Origin of the sequence: Pseudomonas sp. SO81 (assembly GCF_030374125.1) — a bacterium.
In the GTDB taxonomy this organism is placed as follows: domain Bacteria; phylum Pseudomonadota; class Gammaproteobacteria; order Pseudomonadales; family Pseudomonadaceae; genus Aquipseudomonas.
The window spans coordinates 528,808-548,747 of the sequence record NZ_CP126126.1; the positions used below are offsets into that span (position 1 = coordinate 528,808).

20 protein-coding genes, 1 other RNA gene and 1 pseudogene are annotated in these 19,940 nt (G+C 65.6%); 3 read left to right on the top strand and 19 right to left on the bottom strand.

Annotated elements, in window-relative coordinates:
• Window positions 1-42: 42 nt before the first annotated feature.
• The 5 genes and pseudogenes from OH686_RS02435 to OH686_RS23305 all read right to left on the bottom strand — a co-directional run.
• Window positions 43-996 (bottom strand): glucokinase, encoded by a 954-nt coding sequence (locus OH686_RS02435; protein WP_289536017.1) that lies wholly within the window; start codon window positions 994-996, stop codon window positions 43-45.
• A complete protein-coding gene (gene edd, locus OH686_RS02440; RefSeq protein ID WP_289536018.1) occupies window positions 993-2,819 on the bottom strand; it encodes a phosphogluconate dehydratase in 1,827 nt (608 codons plus the stop codon). The genes OH686_RS02435 and edd overlap by 4 nt, the downstream gene beginning before the upstream one ends.
• Window positions 2,820-3,053: 234 nt before the next feature.
• Window positions 3,054-3,150, bottom strand: an RNA gene (gene ffs / locus OH686_RS02445) — signal recognition particle sRNA small type.
• A 91-nt stretch (window positions 3,151-3,241) separates the two neighbouring features.
• Window positions 3,242-4,021, bottom strand: coding sequence for a methyl-accepting chemotaxis protein (locus OH686_RS23300; protein WP_371920126.1), 780 nt, complete (start codon window positions 4,019-4,021; stop codon window positions 3,242-3,244).
• Window positions 4,022-4,099: 78 nt separating this feature from the next.
• Window positions 4,100-4,924 (bottom strand): annotated as a pseudogene (locus tag OH686_RS23305) (MCP four helix bundle domain-containing protein); the annotation flags it as partial.
• A 169-nt stretch (window positions 4,925-5,093) separates the two neighbouring features.
• Here OH686_RS23305 and OH686_RS02455 point away from each other — a divergent pair.
• Window positions 5,094-5,378, top strand: a complete 285-nt coding sequence (locus tag OH686_RS02455; protein ID WP_289536020.1) for an HU family DNA-binding protein — start codon at window positions 5,094-5,096, stop codon at window positions 5,376-5,378.
• 18 nt (window positions 5,379-5,396) lie between these two features.
• Here the strand turns inward: OH686_RS02455 and OH686_RS02460 are convergent, their stop codons facing one another.
• From OH686_RS02460 to OH686_RS02525, 14 genes are read right to left on the bottom strand one after another with little or no spacing between them, the layout of a single operon-like run.
• Window positions 5,397-6,431, bottom strand: coding sequence for a tetratricopeptide repeat protein (locus tag OH686_RS02460; protein WP_289536021.1), 1,035 nt, complete (start codon window positions 6,429-6,431; stop codon window positions 5,397-5,399).
• Between the two features lies 1 nt (window position 6,432).
• Entirely contained in the window at window positions 6,433-7,401 is a 969-nt protein-coding gene (locus OH686_RS02465) for a type II secretion system F family protein (protein ID WP_289536022.1), read from the bottom strand.
• Window positions 7,402-7,410: 9 nt separating this feature from the next.
• On the bottom strand, window positions 7,411-8,397 hold the full coding sequence (locus OH686_RS02470; protein WP_289536023.1) for a type II secretion system F family protein: 987 nt from the start codon (window positions 8,395-8,397) through the stop codon (window positions 7,411-7,413).
• Window positions 8,394-9,818: a TadA family conjugal transfer-associated ATPase gene (locus tag OH686_RS02475; protein ID WP_137972896.1), complete on the bottom strand. Its 1,425-nt coding sequence runs from the start codon at window positions 9,816-9,818 to the stop codon at window positions 8,394-8,396. Before OH686_RS02475 ends, OH686_RS02470 begins: the two co-directional genes overlap by 4 nt.
• 2 nt (window positions 9,819-9,820) lie before the next feature.
• Complete coding sequence (locus OH686_RS02480; protein ID WP_289536024.1) at window positions 9,821-11,035, bottom strand: AAA family ATPase; 1,215 nt, start codon at window positions 11,033-11,035, stop codon at window positions 9,821-9,823.
• The gene (locus tag OH686_RS02485) at window positions 11,029-11,544 is read right to left on the bottom strand and encodes a TadE/TadG family type IV pilus assembly protein (protein ID WP_137972894.1); all 516 of its coding nucleotides are present in this window, start codon (window positions 11,542-11,544) and stop codon (window positions 11,029-11,031) included. The genes OH686_RS02480 and OH686_RS02485 overlap by 7 nt, the downstream gene beginning before the upstream one ends.
• Complete coding sequence (locus OH686_RS02490) at window positions 11,541-12,041, bottom strand: TadE/TadG family type IV pilus assembly protein (RefSeq protein ID WP_289538783.1); 501 nt, start codon at window positions 12,039-12,041, stop codon at window positions 11,541-11,543. Before OH686_RS02490 ends, OH686_RS02485 begins: the two co-directional genes overlap by 4 nt.
• Before the next feature lie 11 nt (window positions 12,042-12,052).
• A complete protein-coding gene (locus tag OH686_RS02495; protein WP_289536025.1) occupies window positions 12,053-13,459 on the bottom strand; it encodes a TadE/TadG family type IV pilus assembly protein in 1,407 nt (468 codons plus the stop codon).
• 12 nt (window positions 13,460-13,471) lie between these two features.
• A complete protein-coding gene (locus OH686_RS02500; protein ID WP_137972892.1) occupies window positions 13,472-13,741 on the bottom strand; it encodes a hypothetical protein in 270 nt (89 codons plus the stop codon).
• 13 nt (window positions 13,742-13,754) lie between these two features.
• Window positions 13,755-15,230: a type II and III secretion system protein family protein gene (locus OH686_RS02505; RefSeq protein ID WP_289536026.1), complete on the bottom strand. Its 1,476-nt coding sequence runs from the start codon at window positions 15,228-15,230 to the stop codon at window positions 13,755-13,757.
• A 37-nt stretch (window positions 15,231-15,267) separates the two neighbouring features.
• Window positions 15,268-16,068, bottom strand: a complete 801-nt coding sequence (cpaB, locus tag OH686_RS02510; protein WP_289536027.1) for a Flp pilus assembly protein CpaB — start codon at window positions 16,066-16,068, stop codon at window positions 15,268-15,270.
• Between the two features lie 12 nt (window positions 16,069-16,080).
• Window positions 16,081-17,400: a DUF8689 domain-containing protein gene (locus tag OH686_RS02515; protein ID WP_289536028.1), complete on the bottom strand. Its 1,320-nt coding sequence runs from the start codon at window positions 17,398-17,400 to the stop codon at window positions 16,081-16,083.
• Between the two features lie 12 nt (window positions 17,401-17,412).
• Window positions 17,413-17,958: an A24 family peptidase gene (locus OH686_RS02520; protein WP_289536029.1), complete on the bottom strand. Its 546-nt coding sequence runs from the start codon at window positions 17,956-17,958 to the stop codon at window positions 17,413-17,415.
• 21 nt (window positions 17,959-17,979) lie between these two features.
• Window positions 17,980-18,189 carry a Flp family type IVb pilin gene (locus tag OH686_RS02525; protein ID WP_289536030.1) on the bottom strand — a complete coding sequence of 70 codons (210 nt, stop codon included), beginning with the start codon at window positions 18,187-18,189 and terminating at the stop codon, window positions 17,980-17,982.
• Window positions 18,190-18,592: 403 nt separating this feature from the next.
• Here OH686_RS02525 and OH686_RS02530 point away from each other — a divergent pair, with 403 nt between their 5' ends.
• Entirely contained in the window at window positions 18,593-19,468 is an 876-nt protein-coding gene (locus tag OH686_RS02530; RefSeq protein ID WP_289536031.1) for a response regulator transcription factor, read from the top strand.
• A 130-nt stretch (window positions 19,469-19,598) separates the two neighbouring features.
• Window positions 19,599-19,907: a TRL-like family protein gene (locus tag OH686_RS02535; protein ID WP_137972885.1), complete on the top strand. Its 309-nt coding sequence runs from the start codon at window positions 19,599-19,601 to the stop codon at window positions 19,905-19,907.
• Window positions 19,908-19,940: the final 33 nt, after the last annotated feature.

Below are 19,940 nucleotides of genomic sequence, written 5' to 3' on the forward strand. Positions count from 1 at the left end.
CGCCGTCCTTGTTCTTTTGGGGTTACCCAGGCAATGCCGATCTTACCGGTGTTGCTGCAACGCTACGCCGGCACCTTCCAGGCCAGGATACTCGGCTGTGACCAGCCATACCGGAACACCCTCGAAGTATCCGCTCATGCAGCCCTTGCTGGACAGGGCGCGCTGGAAGCCACTGCCCTGGAAGAACGCGGCGAAACGTGGCACCACACCGCCGACAATGTACACGCCGCCACGGGCGCCGAGGGTCAGCACGTTGTTGCCGGCTACCCGGCCGAGCCAGGCACAGAACTGGTCCAGCACCTGCACCGCCAGCGCCTCGCCCGCCAGCGCCGCGGCGGTGATCTGCGCCGGGGAATTCAGCAGCGGCGTATGGCCATCCACCGTGCACATGGCCAGATAGAGCTGCAGCAGGCCGTTGCCGCTGAGCACATCCTCGGCGCGCACATGACCCAGCTGATTGAACAGCTGCTGCCACAGCTGCGCCTCGCGCGGGCTGCCGATGGGCAAGTCGACATGCCCGCCCTCGCCCGGCAGCGCCTGCCAGCGCCCTTCGCCCTGGGGCAGTAGCGTGCCGACGCCCAGGCCGGTGCCGGGGCCGATCACCACGGCCGGGCTACCGGGCTCGGCCACGCCGGGACAGATCTGTATCCGCTCGTGCTCGGCCACGCGGGTCATGCCCAGGGCCATGGCGGTGAAGTCGTTGACCAGCAGCAGTTCATCGACCTGCAGCGCCTCGCAGAAGGCACCACGGCTCAGTCGCCAGTGGTTGTTGGTAAAGCGGAAATGCTCGCCGCCCACCGGCCCGGCCACCGCCAGGCACACCGAGCCGATGCTGCCCGGCGCCAGGCCGAGGTCATCGAGGTAGCGGCCGATCGCCTGCTCCGGCGTGGCGAAGTCGGCAGTCGCCAGCACCCGCACCGACGCCAGCTGCTCGTCGCGCCACAGGGCGAAGCGCGCATTGGTCCCGCCGATATCGCCTACAAGGGCCAGTTTCAACGCAGCGTCTCCAGATTCGAAGTGAATGCACTGGCGCCCTGTTCGGCCGAACTGAACGAGGCGCGCATGAAGGCGAACAGCTCGCGGCCGCAGCCCACGCCCTGCCCACCCGGCGGCGTAGCCAGCTCGCGCGCGGCCAGCTCGGCGGGATCGACCAGCACCTGCAGGGTGCCGGACTCGCCATCGACGCGAATCATGTCACCGTCGCGCACCCGCGCCAACGGGCCACCATCATAGGCCTCGGGGCAGACATGGATCGCCGCCGGCACCTTGCCCGAGGCACCGGACATGCGCCCGTCGGTGACCAGCGCCACCTTGAAGCCGCGATCCTGCAGCACGGCCAGGAATGGCGTCATCTTGTGCAGCTCGGGCATGCCGTTGAAGCGCGGGCCCTGGAAGCGCATGACGGCCACCAGATCGCGCTCGAGCTCGCCAGCCTTGAAGGCATCGGCCAGTTCCTGCTGATCGTGGAACACCCGTGCCGGCGCCTCGACCACCCAGTGCTCGCGCGCCAGGGCGGAGACCTTCATCACGCCGCGGCCGAGGTTGCCGACCATCACGCGCAGGCCGCCCTCGGCGGAAAACGGCCGCTCCAGCGGACGCAGGATGCTCTCGTCCAGACTCTCGCTGCGCCCTTCCCGCCACACCAGTTGGCCGTCCTCGAGGAACGGCTCCTGGGTGTAGCGGCGCAGGCCGCGGCCCATCACGGTGTTGACGTCTTCGTGCAGCAGCCCGGCATCCAGCAGTTGGCGAACCATGAACGCCACGCCGCCGGCGGCATGGAAATGATTGATGTCGGCCTTACCGTTGGGATAGACGTGGGCCAGGGTCGGCACCACCTCGGACAGGTCGGCCATGTCCTGCCAGGTCAGCTGGATACCGGCCGCCTGGGCAATCGCCGGCATGTGCAGGGTATGGTTGGTCGAGCCGCCGGTGGCGTGCAGGGCAACGATGGAGTTGACCAGTACGCGCTCGTCGATGATCTCGCCCAGCGGCAGGAAGGTGCCGCCCTGCCTGGTCAGACGGGTGACCTGGCGCGCCGCCTCAACGGTCAGGGCGTCGCGCAGCGCTGTGTTCGGGTTGACAAAGGACGAGCCCGGCAGGTGCAGGCCCATCATTTCCATCAGCATCTGGTTGGTGTTGGCGGTGCCGTAGAAGGTGCAGGTGCCCGGCGCGTGATAAGCCTTCATCTCCGACTCGAGCAGCTCATCGCGGGTCGCCTTGCCCTCGGCATAGCGCTCGCGCACATCGGCCTTTTCCTTGTTCGACAGCCCCGAAGGCATCGGCCCGGCAGGAATGAACAGCGACGGCAGGTGGCCGAAACGCAGCGCGCCCATCAGCAGACCGGGGACGATCTTGTCGCAGACGCCGAGAAACACGGCGGCATCGAACATGTTGTGCGACAGCGCCACCGCGGTGGACATGGCGATCACTTCGCGGCTGGCGATGCCGATCTCCATGCCCGGCTCGCCCTGGGTCACGCCATCGCACATGGCCGGCACGCCACCGGCGACCTGGCCGACCGAGCCGATGTCGCGCAGCGCCTGGCGGATCTGCTCGGGGTAGACCTCATAGGGCTGATGGGCCGAGAGCATGTCGTTGTAGGCGGTGACGATGGCGACGTTGGCCGAGTCCATCAGGCGCAGGCGCTGCTTGTCGCCGCTGCCGCAACCGGCAACCCCGTGGGCGAAGTTGGCGCACTGCAGCTTGCCGCGCACGGGCCCTTCGCTGGCGGCCGCATGGATCATCGCCAGGTAGCGTGCGCGGGTGGCGCGACTGCGCTCGATCAGGCGCTCGGTGACTTCAAGAACACGCGGATGCATGGAATCGACTCCGGCTGAATATCTTGTTTTTATACAAACCGAAGCAGACTACAACAAAGACAAAGCCAGTAAAAACAGATTTATCTTGTTATTAAAACAACATAATCCGATTTCTAGACTTACTCGGCCAAATGGGTAGGCCACGCGCGCGTCATCGCCGCAATTCAGGCAAACGCAGATGCAAAAAAGGGAAGTAAGAAGAGTGCACACAATCCAAGCGGATTATGGAGGCGGCCCCACCAGCCACACCCCGGCACACGATGTTCCCGCTGTGGCTGCTTCCTTCCGGACCTGACCAGGTTGACGGGTAATCGTTGCGGGGGGACCGATGGGACCACCATAACGCAGCCCGTCAGGCGACGGGCCGCGCCATTGTACTGGCAAACCGAGAAGTTACAACCACTTAGACGCGCCCTACCGGCTCAGACACGGAACCGCCCGACCAGCTGCGCCAGCCCGTGCGACAGCTCGGACAGCCGGGCGCTGGCCTGGGTGCTCTGCTCCGACGTCTGCGCCGCCTCGTTGGACAGGTCGCGGATATCGCTGATATTGCGGGCGATCTCCTCGGTCACGCTGCTCTGCTCGTCGCAGGCATTGGCGATCTGCGCGGCCATGTCGTTGATCCGCGCCACCGAGTCGCCGGTGGCCGACAACGCGCCGTCCACCCCTGCGGCACGCTCGACGCTGTCGCGGGCCTGGGCGCTACCCGAATGCATGGCCTTGACCGCGTTCTGCACGCCCGACTGCAGGCGCTCGATCATCTGCTGGATATCCTTCGTCGAGTCCTGGGTACGTGCAGCCAGGGCGCGCACCTCGTCGGCGACCACGGCGAAACCGCGACCCTGCTCGCCCGCCCGCGCCGCCTCGATGGCGGCATTCAGCGCCAGCAGATTGGTCTGTTCGGCAATGCCCTTGATCACCGCCAGCACGGCGCCGATGTTGGCGGTTTCCTGCTCCAGGGTCTGGATGGTTTCCGAGGCGCTCTCCACCTCATGGGCCAACTGGCGAATCGCATGGATGGTCGCACCGACCACCTCGGCGCCCTCGCGCGACTGCACCTCGGCAGTACGCGCAGCATCCGCGGCGTTCTGCGCGTTGCGCGCCACTTCGTGGACTGCCGCGCTCATCTCGGTGGCGGCGGTGCTGACCTGGTCCACCGCCGCGTGCTCGCTGCTGATCAGGCGATCATTGGCCGCCGCCATCCCAGCCAGAGTCTGCGCCGAGTCGGCGACCTCGCCAGTGACCCGGCCGACCTCGCGGATCAGCGGCTGCAGCTTGTCGAGGAAACGGTTGAAGGCATGGCTGAGCTTGCCCAGCTCGTCGCGCGACAGCACATCCAGGCGCACCCGCAGGTCGCCGTCACCATCGGCGATCTGCTCGATGCGGTGCAGCAGGTTGTGCAGCGGGCGGGTCACCAGCACCGGGAAGCCCAGCACCAGCACGGCACAGATCAGCAGACCGAACACGGTAATGCCGCCCTGCTGCCAGCTGCGCTCCTCACCCAGGGCGATGGCCTTGAGACCCTCGCTGTTGGCCTCGCCATCCTCCAGCTCGCCGAGCTTGTCGATGGCATCGCGCATGGCCTCGAACTGCGCCTCGCTGTCGCCATAGCTGAGCAGCGAGGCGGCAGCCGGATCGCTGCTGGCCAGCTCCAGGACCTTGGCCGAGGTCGCCTTCCACTGGGCGAAGCCGCTGTCGAACTTGCTCACCAGCGCCATCGCCTCGGCGCCCGGCTGCATGTCGGCGAACTTATGCACCCGGTCATAGGCCTGCTGGATGTTTTCCGCATGGGCCGCCTTCAATGCATCGACGTGCTCGCTGGCCGCCTCGTCGAGCAGACTGCGCTCGGCGACGAAGGCCTGGTAAAGGTCGCGATCGGCATTCAGCAGCAGGCTGATGGCGGGCAGGTAGCGGTTGGTCAGACGGGTGCTGGAATCGGCCACCTGGCCGATGCCCAACACGCCGAGCGTACCCATCAGCACCAGCAACACGGCCAACAGCAGAATGGGCAGGGCGATCTTCCAACGGAAGCCGAGATCGGCAAATAGACGCAACATGGCAAGCTCCAGCGGGGTCGTCAGCAATATTGTTATTCCACCAAGCATAGACACTGGACGCACGACTGGCCGTAGGGGAATTCCAGCGCGCCCGGGCCATGGATTAGCCTGCCCTGCCTCGGGGAAAAACCTGACCCGCAGTTGCGCGAGCAGTGATCGAGAAGACGAAGCCACTTTGTGCTAGCTTGCCGGCCAAACCTCACCACCGGAGCGCCCCATGGCCATCACCAAAGACCAGCTGATTTCCGATCTCGCCGAAGCCACCGACCTGCAGAAGAGCGACGTGCGCGCCCTGCTCGCCCAGCTCAGCGACATAGTCGCGGATGCCCTGGAGAACGATGGCGAGATCAGCCTGCCGGGCATCGGCAAGCTCAAGGTCAATGAGCGTCCGGCCCGCACCGGCCGCAACCCGTCCACCGGCAAGGCGATCCAGATCGCCGCGAAGAAAGCGATCAAGCTGGTGCCGGCCAAGGCGCTGACCGACACCCTCAATCAGGCCTGACTGGCCAGCGCGGGCCACTCATGGAGTGGCCTGCAGTTTCTCGCGAGGGACCACGGCGAAGGCCTCCACCGCAGCACCCTCCTGCCCTACCCCGTCCTGGCGCAGACGGCGGATCTGCTCGACGCGCCGCAGGTTCTCCCAGGCCATCTCGAAGTGCGCCGGCGACTGGTCGATGGCGCTACGGAAGAACTGCTCGGCGACATCCAGCTTGCCTTCGATCAGGCAGATGTAACCCACGTCATTGCTCGCCTCGGCGCGTCCCTCGACCTGCTCGAAGGTCGATAGCGCCTGCTCGTAGCGACCCATGCGCGCCAGCAGCAGGCCGTAGTTGCGCCACAGCGGCTCGTAGCGTCCGTCGAAACTGATGCCCTGCCGATACAAGGTTTCCGCCTCGGCCCAGTTCCCTGCGAGATAGGCGGAATAGGCCTGGCTATTGGCTACCAGCGGCGAGCGCGGTTCGATCTGCCGGGCCAGACCGTAGTACTGCGCCGCACGGGCGAAGTCGTTGTCCAGGTCGGCCAACACACCCAGGCCGTTGTACACCCGCAGCGGCGACGAAGCGTCTACCTTGAGCCCGTTCGGCGCCTGCGCAGCGGAGCCACCCAGGCGCTTCTGATCGGCCGCCAGCGCCTTGCCGAGCATCTCGCGGGCATCACCAGGGCGACGCATGGCCAGCTGCAGCAGCCCCATCTCGGCCAGAGCCATGGCGTTGTCGGGATCACTGCGCAGCACATCGGAGAAGGCCAGCTCGGCCAGGTGCTCGTTGCCGCGCTCGCGGTGGATGCGGCCGACCCAGACCAACGCGTCGTAACTGTTCGGATCCAGCTCGATGGCGCGCAGGTACTGGTAAAGCGCCTGGTCGAAGGCGCCGGCGCGGTAGGCCATGGCACCCATCTGCATGGCCTGCTCCGGCGAGCTGGCCTGCTCCTGCACTTGGTAGAGCACCGAGTTGCGGCCGCTGTAGATGGAGTTGTCCTTGCTCAGGATCGGCCCCGTGCTCTGGCAACCGGTCAGCGCGGCCATGATGGCCAACAGCAGAATGTTCCTGTTCATCTCATAGCTTCCCGAACGTTCTCAGAATCCCGATGATCACGGGGCCTATTGCAACCAGGAAAAAGCTCGGCCAGAGGCAGAGAATCAACGGGAAGACCAGCTTGGTGCCGATCTTTGCCGCCTGCTCCTCCGCCGCCTGGGTACGGCGATCGCGGAACTCCTCCGCATAGACACGCAGGGTGTCCGCCACGCTGGTGCCGAAGCGGATGCTCTGTGCCAGCAGGCTGACCAGTCCCTGTACATCCTCCAGCCCGGTGCGCTCGGCCAGGTGCTTGAGCGCCTGGGTGTTGGGCACGCCGGCGCGGATCTCCGCATTCACCAGGGCCAGCTCCTCGGCCAGCTCCGGCTGGCTGACCAGCATCTCCTCGGCCACCCGCTCCATGGCCTGGGGCAAGGCCAAGCCCGACTCCACGCACACCACCATCAGGTCCAGGGCATCCGGAAAGGCCACGCGCAGGCGATGCATGCGCCCGTTCTTGCGCTTGTCCACATAGATGGCCGGCGCCAGCCAGCCGATGGCCACGGCCCCGCCGGCGAGCATGAAGCCGACGCTGAGCGACAGCTTGGAGAGCATCGGCAACGCCAGCAGCACGGCGATCAGCATCATCGCCGGCAGCAGCAGGCGGATGGCCCAGTAGACCTGCACGGCGGAACTCGAGCGGTAACCGGCATGGGTCAGCAGCTGGCGGGTCGGCGAATCGCGGTGGCGGTCGTCGGCCACGAAGCGCTGGCCGACGCTCTCCAGCAACAGCTGCAGGTTGCCCGGCGCGGCCATCTCGGCCGTGCGCCCACCATGGCCACGCTTGATCATGCCGAGGCGCCGCTGCACCGGGTCCTGCAGACCCAGCAGTAGCAGCGCCAGGGTGATCGCCAGCAGCACCGCGCTGAGCCCGATGCCGCCGATGAACAGCAGGCGGGCCAGGGCCTGGTCACCGACCAGCTGATTGAGCAACCCCAGCAGGTAGTCCATGGCGGTCTCCTACACGTCGATACGGATGATCCTGCGAATCCACAGGACGCCCAGCAGCATGGCGATGAATGCCGCGATCACCAGTTTCTGGCCGAACTCGTCCTTGACCAGCAGCGGCATGTACTGCGGCGTGGTGGCGGCAATGGCGCCGGCCAGCACGAAGGGAATGGCCACCAGCACCCAGGCCGACATGCGCCCCTCGGCCGACAGGGTCTTGACCTTGCGCTGGAAGCGGAAGCGCCCGCGGATCAGCGCACTGATGCGCTCCAGCACCTCGGTCAGATTGCCGCCGCTCTCGCGGTGGATGAGGATGGTGGTGACCAGCATCATCACCGTCATGCTCGGCATGCGTTCGAGCAGGCCGAGCATGGCACGGCGTACGTCGTTGCCGTAGTTGATGTCGGCGAAGGTCAGGCCGAACTCCTGCGCCACCGGCCCCTTGTGCTCCTCGGCCACCAGACGCAGGGTCTCGTTGAACGGATGGCCCGCGCGCAGCGCGCGGCACATGGCGTCCAGGGCATCCGGCAGGCCCTCCTCGAAGGCGGAGAAGCGCTGGGCGCGGTCGCTGGCGATCTTCAGGAACGGCACGCAGGCGGCCATGCAACCCAGGATCAGCGCGGCCCACCACAGCTTCAGCGCCAGCCAGGTGCCGCCGGCGACCAGCAGCCCGAGCAGCAGTGCCAGCAGCACGACGCGGTAGGCGCGGTAGTCATGCCCGGCCTGCTCGATCATCTGCGCCAGTTTCTCGAACCAGGGCAGCTGCTCCAGCCCGGCCTCGAGCGGCGAGAGGCGCTTGAGGTACTTCTGCCGCAGCACGGTCTGCATGTTCGGCAGATGGTTGGCACTCTCCAGCAGGTGCAGGCGCGAGCGGATGCGTTTGCGCATGCGCCCGGCTTCGCCGAACACCGGCACCACCACGCCCTGGCTGAGCAGGAAAGCGGCGGTGAACACCATGCCGAGGAAGGCGAAGACGTACTCGGTGGGGATCTGGTTCATGACTGCAGCGTCTCCATCCAGTCGGGCCGGAACAGGCCCAGCGGCAGCTCGATGCCGCGCTTGGCCAGCGCATCGCGGAAGGCCGGCACCATGCCGCTGGGACGGAACTCGCCGAGCACCTCGCCGTGCTCGCCCATGCCGCGGCGCTCGAAGGAGAAGATCTCGGTCATGGTCACCACCTCGCCCTCCATGCCGTTGATCTCCTGCACGCTGACCAGGCGGCGCTTGCCGTCCTCCTGGCGTTCCAGCTGCACGACCACGTCGATGGCCGAGGCGATCTGCTGGCGCAGCGCCTTCATCGGGAAGGTCGCGCCGGTCATGGAGACCATGTTCTCGATGCGCCCCAGGGCATCGCGCGGGGTGTTGGCGTGGATGGTGGTCAGCGAGCCATCGTGGCCGGTGTTCATCGCGGTCAGCATGTCCATCGCCTCGGCGCCGCGCACCTCGCCGATGACGATGCGGTCCGGGCGCATGCGCAGGCTGTTGCGCACCAGCTCGCGCTGGTTCACCTCGCCGCGGCCCTCGATGTTCGGCGGCCGGGTCTCCAGGCGCACCACGTGTGGTTGCTGCAGCTGCAGCTCGGCGGAGTCCTCGATGGTGACGATGCGCTCGTTGTCCGGGATGAAGCTGGACAGCACGTTGAGCATGGTGGTCTTGCCGGTGCCGGTACCGCCGGACACCAGCACGTTCAGACGGCCGCGGACGATGGCCTTGAGCATCAGGGCGATGGCCGGAGTGATGGTGCCCATCTGCACCAGGCTCTCGGCATTCAACAAGTCCACGGCGAAGCGGCGGATCGACAGGCTGGGGCCGTCGATGGCCAGCGGCGGAATAATAGCGTTGACCCGCGAGCCGTCCTTCAGACGTGCGTCCACCAGCGGCGAGGACTCGTCGATGCGCCGGCCCAGGCTGGAGACGATGCGGTCGATGATGTTGAGCAGGTGGTGATCGTCACGAAAGCGCACGTCGGTGCGCTGCAGCTTGCCGAAGCGCTCGACGTAGACCGAGGCATGGCCGTTGACCAGGATGTCCGACACGCTGTGGTCGGCCAGCAGCGGCTCCAGCGGCCCCAGGCCGAGGACCTCGTCGCCGATCTGCTTGATGATCAGCTGGCGGCTGGTGGTGGAGACCGGCGCCGAGTGCTCGTCGAGCAGGCGCTGGCAGATCTCGCGGATCTGCCGGGCCGCCTCGGCCGGCTCCAGCGAGTCGAGCAGCGACAGGTCCATGACCTTGAGCAGCTGCTGGTAGATCTTCTCGCGCCACTCGGTCTCCACCGGGTTGAGCTGGGTGCGGGTCTCGTACAGCTCGGCCGGCGCCGCCACCTCCCAGCCCATGACCACCGGAGCGCCCTCGCCCTCCGCGTTCCCGGCATCCTTGGGCTTGGCCTGCTGGCGCAGGCGATTGCGGAATTCGCTGAGCATGGCTACCCCCGGAACAGGCGGCTGAAGGTGCGTTTGAACAGGCCCTCCTCGTCGACGTCATTACCCGCCAGCTCCTGCCTGAGGCTGCGCAGGGCCAGGGTGATCGGCGCGCGCGGGGCATGCAGCTCGAGCGGGATGCCGCTGTTCTGGCTCTCGCTGACGGCGGCGAAGTCGTTCGGCAGTTTCTGCAGGTCCGGGCAGCGCAATGCTTCGCCGATGTCCTGCAGGGTGATGGGCGCGGTCTTGCTGTAGCGATTGACCACCACGTGCAGGCGGTTGCCCTGCACGCCCAAGTCGTTGCGCAGAATCTGCATCAGCCGGCTGGCATCCTTGAGATGACTGAGGCTCTGCTGCAGCAGGATGTAGCAGTGGTCGGCCTGCTCCAAGGTGACGCCGGTGAGGTGGTCGATCTGCCGCGGCAGATCCACCACCACCCAGTCGTAGCTGCTGCGCGCCAGCTGCAGCAGCGCCTCCAGGTGTTCCAGGTGAACGTCCTGAGCCAGGCACAGGTCGCTGGAGCGCCCGCCAAGCACGTGCAGGGTCGGGCTGAAGTGGCTGCAGAAGCCGCGCAAGGCCACGCTGTCGAGGCCGTCGACCTGCTGCATCACTTCCACATGACTGTGGGTCGGGGCGATATCCAGACTGTGCGCCACGCTACCGAACTGCAGGTCGAGATCGAGCAGCAGCGTACTGGCACCACTGGCGCTCAGTTGATGAGCCAGATTGCAGGCCAGCATGGTGGCGCCCGAACCACCCTTGGCATTCATCACCGCCACCAGCTTGCCACCGCCCCCCGGGCTGACATGGCTCTCGCGCAACATGCGCTGCAGGGCGCCGAGCAGCTCGGCCTCGACCACCGCGTCGGGCAGATAGTCGCGCGCGCCGGCCTGCATCGCCATGCGCATGCCCTCGCGCTCCTCAAGCGCACCGCAGATCAGCAGCGGCGGCCGCTCATGCACCGGCCGCTGCAGCAGCGCGTCCAGCTCCTCTCGCCACAGGTGGCTGACCCAGAGCAGGAGGAAGTCCGGCATCTCCTCCAGCCCGTAGAGCGGGTCGGTATGGCCGTTGCTGACCAGCCGGGTGACCACCTGCAAGCCAGGCAGGCGCTGGCTGATCTCCTGCATGCGGGCCAGCGCCCGGGGGTCGCGACTGCTGATCAGCAGCCGAGGACCATGACCGGTGCCGGGCGTAGCGCGGCTATCACTGTGCTTCAACATGGCGTGATCTCCGGCGAAACCCCGTCCTCGGCGTGGCGACCCAGGCTCTCGCGCGGCAGGATCGCGCGGAAGCTGGGCAGGGTCAGCGACTGGCCGAACACGGGGATCAACAGGTCGAAGGGAAAATTGTCCACCCGCAGCTGCACATAGCGGATGGCGCGAAAACCGTCGCTGCCGGTGGTATCGCTGGGCGTGAGCACCTGCGCACCATCGGCATCCAGATAGGTCAGGGTCAGGTCGGCGGTTTCCAGACCCGCAACCAGGTTGCTGGCACCGCTGTCGGTAATGTCGTTGAAAATCGCCCGACGCAGGATCTTCTCCACCTCGGTGGGCTGGGTCGGGTCGCACACCGCGGCCAGCCGCGCGCCACGGCGCACCGTCTCGTTGAGGGTGTTGACGGTGAAATACAGGCGCCCCATCTCCAGCACACCGAACAGCATCACGAACAGCAGCACGCCGATGATGGCGAACTCGACCACGTAGACCCCGTGCATCTGCCGCTTCATCACAGGGCCCTCATCACGACGGAACTGGTCAACGTCAGTGCCAGCGGAATCGGATCGCCGAACAGGTTCGGCAGGCTCGCCGCGGCGGCCGTGCAGCCATCCCCCCCGAGATTGCCGAGGATCGAGCGGAAGGCGAAATTGATGCTGACCTGCACGTGCTCGCTGTCCGGCGCGCTGACCGCCACGTCGTCAACCGTGAGGCACGGCACCAGCACGCCGAAGCCGGCCGTGGACGAAGGCACGCCATACACGGCGACGTTCTTGATCTCGGTCTGCAGCGTGCTGCCCAGCTCCACCTTGCCCAGGGTGGCGTCCCAGGCCTGGCTTGCGGCATAGCGGCCGGCGTCGCGACTGGCCTGCAGCAGGCTGTTGTATTGGAACAGCATGCGTCCGAACTCACCAATGCCGAGCAGCAGCAGAAGCAGCAACGGCAGGGTCACGGCGAACTCGACCATCGCCACCCCGCCCTGCCTGCCGCTGTTTACCCTCGCCTGGATCATGGCCATGCCCCTCAGGAATCGGTACTCGGATCGCCGCTGTCGAGATAGGTCTTGTACAGCTGGATGATCTGCGGGCCGTATGAGCCGGCTGGGTCCGGGCCGGGTACGCCGTCGCTGGCGCACTCGCGAACGAACTGGCCGAAGATGTTGGCGTTATTGCCGTTGCCGGTCGGCTGCAGCACGAAGTAGCAGCCAAAACCCAACACCGGAATCTGGCTGGTGCCACTGTCGGTGCCCGAGCACTGCCCGATCACTACCCGCAGGACGCGTCTCTCGGCAACGCCGTTGCTCTGGCAGCCGCCACCGCCGGCCAGGCAATCGGCGGTGTCCTGCCGCCAGTCGTTGTAATCGAATACATCGATGCCGCTGGCTGTGGTGATGTAGCCATCGGAGTCGGCGGACACGGCCTCACCGCCGCTGCCGGTGCTTCCTCCACCGTTGCCATTGCCCTTGCCTCCGCCGCCATTGCCGTTTCCGCCACCACCACTACCACTGCCGGTAGCGCCGTAGACAATGCCGCCGCCGGAGTCGAGGCTGAGCGCGCCCTTGTTGGAGACCTGGCTGTAGGTCGTCACCAGGTCCGGCGGATACTGACTGGCATCCAGGTTGCCGCCGGACTGTTCGCCGAAACGCATGTCCAGCCCCTGCAAAGCCGGACCGACCGTGCTGCCGGGCTTGGTCTGCACGTTGTCGCCCACTTCCGGACAGATGGCGCCGCCGCCGGCCATCAGCTCGCGCACCGTCTTGCCACCGGAGCCGAAGTCCAGCAGCTGGAAGTTGCCCGGACCGATGTCGGCATTCTGGTGGGAAGCTGATTTGAGTACCTGCAGCTGACCGAAGGTGAAGCCGAAGAAGGTGCCAGGCACCGACTGGCCACAGACCATCACTGGCGCCAGGTCGCACGGGTTGGTCGGGCTTGGGCCGGCGGTGGCGATGGCCGCCACGGCCTTCTCGATGTCGTTGCCGAAGGCCTGCAGCACACCCCAGAAGAAGCCTGCCAGCGGCATGTCCGCCACCGTGACCCGCACGTAGCGGGCATTGGCCGAGGCCAGCGAGTCGAAAGGACCGTAGACGCTGTCGGCGAACTGCACCAGGGCCAGCCCGCTGACGCCGGCCAGCTCGCCATTGCCCGGCGCCGCGGCATTCAGGTCCAGCACCCGCAGGGCCTCGGTGCGCGCCGCATCGGCCGCCACGTTCATGTTGCCACCGGACATTTCGCTGAGGGTCCGCGCACCGCTCAGCGCGGCCGCATCGACGGCGTTCTGCAGGCGAGTCTTGTTGACCAGCATATGACTGCCGTCCAGGGCCAGGGCAGCCATCATCAGGATCGACACCAGGGCGATGACGATCAGTACCAGTACCGCGCCCCGCTGGCGTTGCGGCAACCCGTGATGGCGGCGCGGCGTGCGGGGGATCATGACCGGGCACCTCTACTCGATGTTGATCTGGATCGGCTGACCGACCTGACGGGCATCGCTGGTCTTGCCGCGATAGCCCTCCAGTACCTTCTCGGTCAGCGGTCCGTCGGTACCGTCGGCGGCAGGCTCTGTGCCGGGGTTGGCGGCCCGCTGCTTGTCGGCGATCTGTTCGTAGTGGGTGGCGTACACCGTGTCCCCCAGCTCGCCGACCCGACCCTCGTCATAGGTCATGCAGCCAGCCGGCAGCAGCACCAGCGGTATCAGCATCATCAGCGTCTTCATCGTCTCGCCTCCATCACTTGAGGTCATGGCCGAAGCTGCTGCCGGTCACACCCAGGCTGACCGGCACCGCGCGACCGGGCTGGTCGCCCTTGGTCTTGCCCAGCAGGTAGAAGTCCATGTCGCCCGGCTCGACGAAGCGCTCGGTGGGCAGGCGCACCAGCTTGGCGTCCACCGGTTTGGCGATGTGCGGGGTAACCAGGATCACCAGCTCGGTCTCGCCCTTGATGAACTCCTGGCTGCGGAACAGGTGACCGATCACCGCGATGTCGCCCAGGCCGGGAAAGCGGCTGACCAGGTCGCGGGTGCTCTCGTTGATCAGGCCGGCGATGGCGATGGTCTGGCCGTCGCCCAGCTCTACGGTCGACTGCGCGCTGCGCTTGGTCAGCGACGGGATGACCTGGCCCACGCCATCGCCCAGCGGGGTCTCCAGGCCGGTGTCCAGCACCAGGGCATTGGCGTTGGAGATCTCGCTGACCTCGACGTTGAGGTTGAGGTTGATGCGCCCGGCATCCAGCACCACCGGCAGGAAGCGCACGCCGACGCCGAACTCCTTGTACTCGATGGTGATGCCGTCGTCCTCGGTGATCGGCACCGGGAATTCGCCGCCGGAAATGAACTCGGCCTGCTGCCCGGTGAGGGTTACCAGGGTGGGTTCGGCCAGCACCTTGGCCGAGCCGTCGTCCTTGGCCGCTTCGAGCACCACGTCAAAGAGGAAGCTGCCGGAAGCGAACTGCGCCAGGAATCCTTTGCTGTCACGTAGCAGACCGTTGTCGGCGATGGAAGAGCCGCCGTTGAAGGAGCCGAGGTCCCAGTTGCCGGCCGAGCCGAGAGCCAGGAAGTTCACACCCAGGCGCTTGACCAGGTTGCGCTGCATCTCGGCCACCTTGACCTCGAGCATCACCTGCTGGCCGCCACCGACGGTCATCAGGTTGACCACTTCCAGCGAGTCGCTGGGGCCGGCCTCGGCCTTCTCGCCTTCACCCTGAGCGATGCTGGTGCTCTGGGCGGCGTAGCTCTTGGCGATCTTCATCGCCGAGTCCATCGCCGCCGCGCTGCTCACCTGGCCGCGCAGAACCAGGGCGCCCTGGGCGCTGAATACCTCGATGTTCTCATTGGGCAGCAGTTGGTACAGCTTGCTCTTGAGGCCGCCCAGGTCATGCACCACGTCCAGGTCGAGGCTGTCGATCAGCTTGTTGTTGCCGTCCCATAACAGCACGTTGGTGCTGCCCAGCGAGCGGCCCAGCAGATACAGCTGGCGCGGGCTGGTGATGAGGATGTCGGCGATCTCCGGATTGCCCACGGAGATGCGCTTCACCGCGGCCCGGGTACTCAGCACCCGCGACTTGTAGATCGGCACCTGAATACTGCCGGTGTTGGCGGCCGGCATGACGCTGACCTCCGCCTGCGGCTCGGCGGCCGCTACGGGCAGCGCCAGCAGGCCTGCCACCAGGCAGATCAGCAGCGAACTCATCAATCGAATGCTTTGCATGTGCCTCTCCTTGTCTAGAGGTCGCCCGCAATCCGGGCTAGTGCACCTTTGCTACGTTCACCGCCGTGCCGCGGATGATGGTCACCCCGGCCCCGCCGCTGCTGCGCTTGACCACCGGTTTGACCGGTGCCGGAGCGGGAGCCGGTGCCGGCTTATCCGCCACCGGCGCTGGCTCCGGTGGCCGCTTCTGGTTGTCCAGCGGGTTGCGCAGGGCCAGCTGCAGGCGCCCTTCGGCCATGGCCTTGACCAGCACCTCGGCCTCTTCGGGAGTCATTTCCAGGGTGACCGCGCGCACCACTACCGGCTGGGTCTTGTCGGTGCTGGAGGTCTGGTCGACGGCCAGCACTCGCAGGTCCTCGAGGATGGTCTCGGACTGGGCGTTGGCGTTGCTGGACTTCTTGGTGGCGAGCACATCGACCCGATTGCCTGGCAGGAGGAAGCCGGCCACGCCGACCACATCGTCCACCCGCACCGAGATCGCGCGCTTGTCGGATTCGATCAGCGAGGCCAGGGTGCTGCCGCCGAGGTGTTCGGCCAGGCGTGCACTGCGCAGGATGTCGCCACGCAGCATGGAGAAGGTGGCGATCTTGCCGATGGCCTTCTCCGGGCTGTCGAAGGAATCGTCCGGAGCAGTGCCCTTGGGCATGCGCACCTGGGACACGTGCTGGGCCTCGAGCATGGTGCCGAAGGGAATCTCCACGGCTGCCACCATGACGCTCTGCATGTCGTCATCGGGGCCACCGCTGAGCCGGTTGCTCAGCCAGTTGTTGGCCATCCAGGCGGCGCCCAGCCCCATGACCAGGGACAAGACCACTAGCGTGAGAGTACGAGCACTCATCTCTGCATCTCCTCAGCCGAGAAAATCCAGCTGCACGAAATAGTTGTGCCAGGCCCATTCCAGCTCCCGCGGCGACAGCGGGCCGGAGCCGTCCAGGTAACGCTGGCGATCCAGCGCCATGCTCAGCAGGTCGCGCGGATGGCAGGGCACCAGCGGCATGCCCTCCGCCTCGTAGAGCCCCTGCAGCACGTAACGCAGCAGCAAGGGGTCGAACACCACGCCCAGGCGATCGCACTCCTGGTGCCAGATGCGCTCGTAATCCTCGGGATTGAGGTAGTTGAAATGCAGCTTGTAGCCAATCCGCCGCAGGAAGGCCTCGTCGGCCAGTTCCAGCGGATTGAGGTTGGTGGAGAACACCAGCACCAGGTCGAACGGCAGCTCGCAGTGGCGCCCGCCGCCGAGATTGAGGAAGTCGCGCTTCTCCTCCATCGGCACTATCCAGCGGTTGAGCAGCTCGGCCGGGGCCATGCGCTGGCGACCCATGTCGTCGATGATGAACAGGCCGTTGCTGGCCTTCAGCTGCAGCGGCGCCTGGTACTGGCGACTGTAGGGGTCGTAGCGGATATCCAGCTGCTCCATGCTCAGCTCGCCGCCGGTGATCACGATCGGCCGCTTGCAGCACAGCAGGCGGCGATCGATGCCCTCGTCGAGCATCAGCGGGTTCTGCTGGGTCTCCTCCAGGCTCTGGTGCACCTGGGGGTCATAGACCTCAACCACCGATTCGTTGATGGCGATGGCATAGGGCACCCAGATGGCCTCGGCAAACAGGCGGATCAGGCGCGTGCTGATATAGGTCTTACCGGTGCCCGCCGGGCCGTAGATCATGATGGCGCGGCCGGAATTCATGGCCACGCCGAGCTGGTCGAGCATGCCCTCGGTGAGCACCACGCCGCTGAAGGCGTTGCGCATGTCGCGCGCGGTGATGCGGCCGTGGTGGATAGTCTGCACCTTGAGCAGGGAGCGATAGGCGCTCACCGGGAACGGCGCGGCGCCCAGGTAGCCGCTGCGCTCGAAGGCATCGCGGGCGGCCACGCGGCCACGCTCGGTCAGGCCATAGCGCAGGGCCAGGCCACCGGTCTGGCCAAGCACCTCGACCCGTCCCTGCTTGCGCAGGAACTGCAAGATCTCTTCGACCACCGCCCCGGTCAGGGCGAGGCGCCCGACCAGGCGCGGCAAGTCGAGCACACCGGCATCGTGCAGATGCTTGCACAGCAGGTCGCCAAGAAAATTCTCGTTGAGTCCGGTCTCGCCGATGCTCTTCGGCTGCGGCGCCAAACGCTGCACGGCCTCGCGTTCGCTGGGGTAGGAGCCGCTGTCGCTGATCGCATACATGACGTGCCCTCCTCAGCCAAAGGCGTATCCCAGGATCAGCCAGGGGTCGAAGGGCCGCCAGACCAGAGCCAGCAGCACGCCGAGGAAGATGGCGACCGAGTAGGGAAAAGGCTTGCCGGCGACTTCATCGACGGCAGGCGCCACAGGAGTGCGCGACAACAGAATCAGCCAGTAGCGTGACAGGGTCAGCGTCAGCTGACCGCGTGCCAGAATGATCAGCACACCGCACAGGGAGCCGGCGATCAAGCTGAAGAAGGCCATCCACACCGCATGGGTGGGCGTCATGAAGGCACCGGCCATGGCCATCAGCTTCACGTCGCCGGCAGCCATGCCACCCAGTGCGTACAACGGGATGAACAGGCCGAAGCCGATCAGCATGCCAAGCACCAGGTTGCCGAGCCCGGCGATACCCCCGGCATACAGCTGCAGCGTCAGTGCCACCGCCAGACCAGCCAGGATCAGCTGGTTGGGAATGCGGTGGCGACGTACATCGCTCACCACCGCAATCGCCAACAGACCTAGCAGCAACGCCGCAGTGAAGACCTGCGCCCTGGCCATGGCAACAAACGCCCGTGCAAATCAGGCGCAAGCGGCAACAGGAGTGTTGGTACCAAGCACTGCATCCTTCAGGCTGGTAATGACACCGCAGACATTGTTGCCAAGGGCGATGAATACGGTGACCACGCCCAGGGTCACCAGACCACCGGCCACCGCATACTCGACGATGGTCAGGCCCTCTTCATCCTGCAGGAATTTGCCTATCGCTGACTTGATGCTTTCCAGTTTCATTTTGGCCACCTCACTCAATAGTTACATCACCCGGCAGCCGAGCAACTTGTCGGCTTGAGGTTCACGCTAGTGGAGGCGGAATTTTGCGGTTAGGAGTTTTTTGCGCATCGCTAGGACTTTTTTGCATCCCGGCTACGCTCTGTGGAAAGTCGACTCAGGCGAATAAACGGAACCTCTCTTAGACGGTTCTGTAAACGATTCGCAGGCGACAAGCGGAGCGCTGAAGCGCCCTGAGAAATGGTCAGCTTTTAAAAGATAAAAGCTGAAAAATCATATGCTTATATTCCATAAAACGCAACAGAACTAAGCGCATCGGCGATATTTCGATTACGTATTTGTACTGATGGCACATTGACAATACTCCTCACATTGGGGAGCCAGAAAAATGTGCAGAGCTAAGTGAATGAAGTCTAACTCGGCCACCAACAACAACCAGCGCAAGCCAGTGCTGCTGTGGCTGGACCTGACCCATGACCGCTCCACCGAGGAGCTCATGGAACAGTTCCGCCTGGCCTGCGATTGTCGGCTGGCCAAGGAATCCGGACTGCCGGCGCGCGAGGCCGGCCAGCAGCCGGACATGATCTGCATGCACTTCGATCGCCCCGATGTCCTGGGGTTGAACCTGGTTCTGGAGGTCAAGCGCACCGCACCTTCCATCCCCATCACCATGTTCACCGTGCAGCATTCCGAGGAACTGGCCGTCTGGGCCATGCGTTCCGGCGTCTGGGAGTATCTGGTGCTGCCACTGGGCAACCAGGAGAAGAACCGCTACCTGCAATCGCTGCAGCACCTCTGCCAGTTGCGCTGGCAGGAAGACATCCATGCCAAGAAGCCGCAGGTCGAGCGCTGCGGCAACCTGCCGGACAGCATTCGCCTGACCAAGGAACACCAGAAGCACCACGCCCTGCAGAAGGCCATCTCCTACATTGACCAGCACTATCGCGAAGGCATCGATCAGAAGGATCTGGCCCAGCGCTGCGGCATGACGCCCTTTCGCTTCTCGCGGCTGTTCAAGGAGGTACACGGCCTGGGCTTCATGGAATATGTGCTGCGCAAGCGCATGGACCTGGCCAAGGAGTTGCTCAACAACAGCCAGATGCCGGTCACCAGCATCGGCTACGAGGCCGGCTTCAAGGATCCCTCCTACTTCGCCCGCGCCTTCAAGCAGTGCCTGGGCTGCACGCCCAGCGAATACCGAGACGCCAGCCGCCCACCGCTGCCCGGACTCGTCGGTACCTCGCTGCAGGAAGGCAACCTGGGATTGCTAGCAAATACCTGAGCAGATGCGCAGAATTTGAACCAGTCAACGCTGCGGGCAAGCGCGTTTGCTCCGCAGCCCGTCCTTGGTTAAGGTCGCCGCGAGCCCGGTATTGGGCCGGGTCGTATTAAAAAGCCAAGGATGCTACATCATGATCAAACGTATTCTGACTGCCACTGCCTTCGCCACCCTGCTGAGCGGCTGCGCCAACGGTCTGTCGCCGGTAGGTGTAGGCCTGATCACCGACGTCAAAGGCCCGATCACCGCCACCACCGCCCAGGGCGGCAAGCAGGGCACCTCCTGCGCCACCACCATCATCGGCCTGATCAACAAGGGCGACGCTTCCATCGAAGCCGCCAAGGCCAACGGCAGCATCTCCACCGTTGCCACCGCCGACTACCACACCAAGGGCTTCTACCCCTTCTACGGCAAGACCTGCGTCAACGTCACCGGCCAGTAATGGTCAGGGCCCCGGCGCTCGCCGGGGCCTCTT

Excerpts from the sequence above, each read along its gene's own strand:
- OH686_RS02535 (WP_137972885.1), top strand. The coding sequence starts at position 19,599 with ATGATCAAACGTATTCTGACTGCCACTGCCTTCGCCACCCTGCTGAGC.
- OH686_RS02475 (WP_137972896.1), bottom strand. The coding sequence starts at position 9,818 with ATGCTCAGCGAATTCCGCAATCGCCTGCGCCAGCAGGCCAAGCCCAAG.
- OH686_RS02495 (WP_289536025.1), bottom strand. The coding sequence starts at position 13,459 with ATGATCCCCCGCACGCCGCGCCGCCATCACGGGTTGCCGCAACGCCAG.
- OH686_RS02525 (WP_289536030.1), bottom strand. The coding sequence starts at position 18,189 with ATGAAACTGGAAAGCATCAAGTCAGCGATAGGCAAATTCCTGCAGGAT.
- cpaB (WP_289536027.1), bottom strand. The coding sequence starts at position 16,068 with ATGAGTGCTCGTACTCTCACGCTAGTGGTCTTGTCCCTGGTCATGGGG.
- OH686_RS02455 (WP_289536020.1), top strand. The coding sequence starts at position 5,094 with ATGGCCATCACCAAAGACCAGCTGATTTCCGATCTCGCCGAAGCCACC.
- OH686_RS02520 (WP_289536029.1), bottom strand. The coding sequence starts at position 17,958 with ATGGCCAGGGCGCAGGTCTTCACTGCGGCGTTGCTGCTAGGTCTGTTG.
- OH686_RS02460 (WP_289536021.1), bottom strand. The coding sequence starts at position 6,431 with ATGAACAGGAACATTCTGCTGTTGGCCATCATGGCCGCGCTGACCGGT.
- OH686_RS02470 (WP_289536023.1), bottom strand. The coding sequence starts at position 8,397 with ATGAACCAGATCCCCACCGAGTACGTCTTCGCCTTCCTCGGCATGGTG.
- OH686_RS02465 (WP_289536022.1), bottom strand. The coding sequence starts at position 7,401 with ATGGACTACCTGCTGGGGTTGCTCAATCAGCTGGTCGGTGACCAGGCC.
- OH686_RS02490 (WP_289538783.1), bottom strand. The coding sequence starts at position 12,041 with ATGATCCAGGCGAGGGTAAACAGCGGCAGGCAGGGCGGGGTGGCGATG.
- OH686_RS23300 (WP_371920126.1), bottom strand. The coding sequence starts at position 4,021 with ATGGCGGCGGCCAATGATCGCCTGATCAGCAGCGAGCACGCGGCGGTG.
- OH686_RS02515 (WP_289536028.1), bottom strand. The coding sequence starts at position 17,400 with ATGTATGCGATCAGCGACAGCGGCTCCTACCCCAGCGAACGCGAGGCC.
- OH686_RS02530 (WP_289536031.1), top strand. The coding sequence starts at position 18,593 with ATGAAGTCTAACTCGGCCACCAACAACAACCAGCGCAAGCCAGTGCTG.
- edd (WP_289536018.1), bottom strand. The coding sequence starts at position 2,819 with ATGCATCCGCGTGTTCTTGAAGTCACCGAGCGCCTGATCGAGCGCAGT.
- OH686_RS02480 (WP_289536024.1), bottom strand. The coding sequence starts at position 11,035 with ATGTTGAAGCACAGTGATAGCCGCGCTACGCCCGGCACCGGTCATGGT.
- OH686_RS02505 (WP_289536026.1), bottom strand. The coding sequence starts at position 15,230 with ATGCAAAGCATTCGATTGATGAGTTCGCTGCTGATCTGCCTGGTGGCA.
- OH686_RS02500 (WP_137972892.1), bottom strand. The coding sequence starts at position 13,741 with ATGAAGACGCTGATGATGCTGATACCGCTGGTGCTGCTGCCGGCTGGC.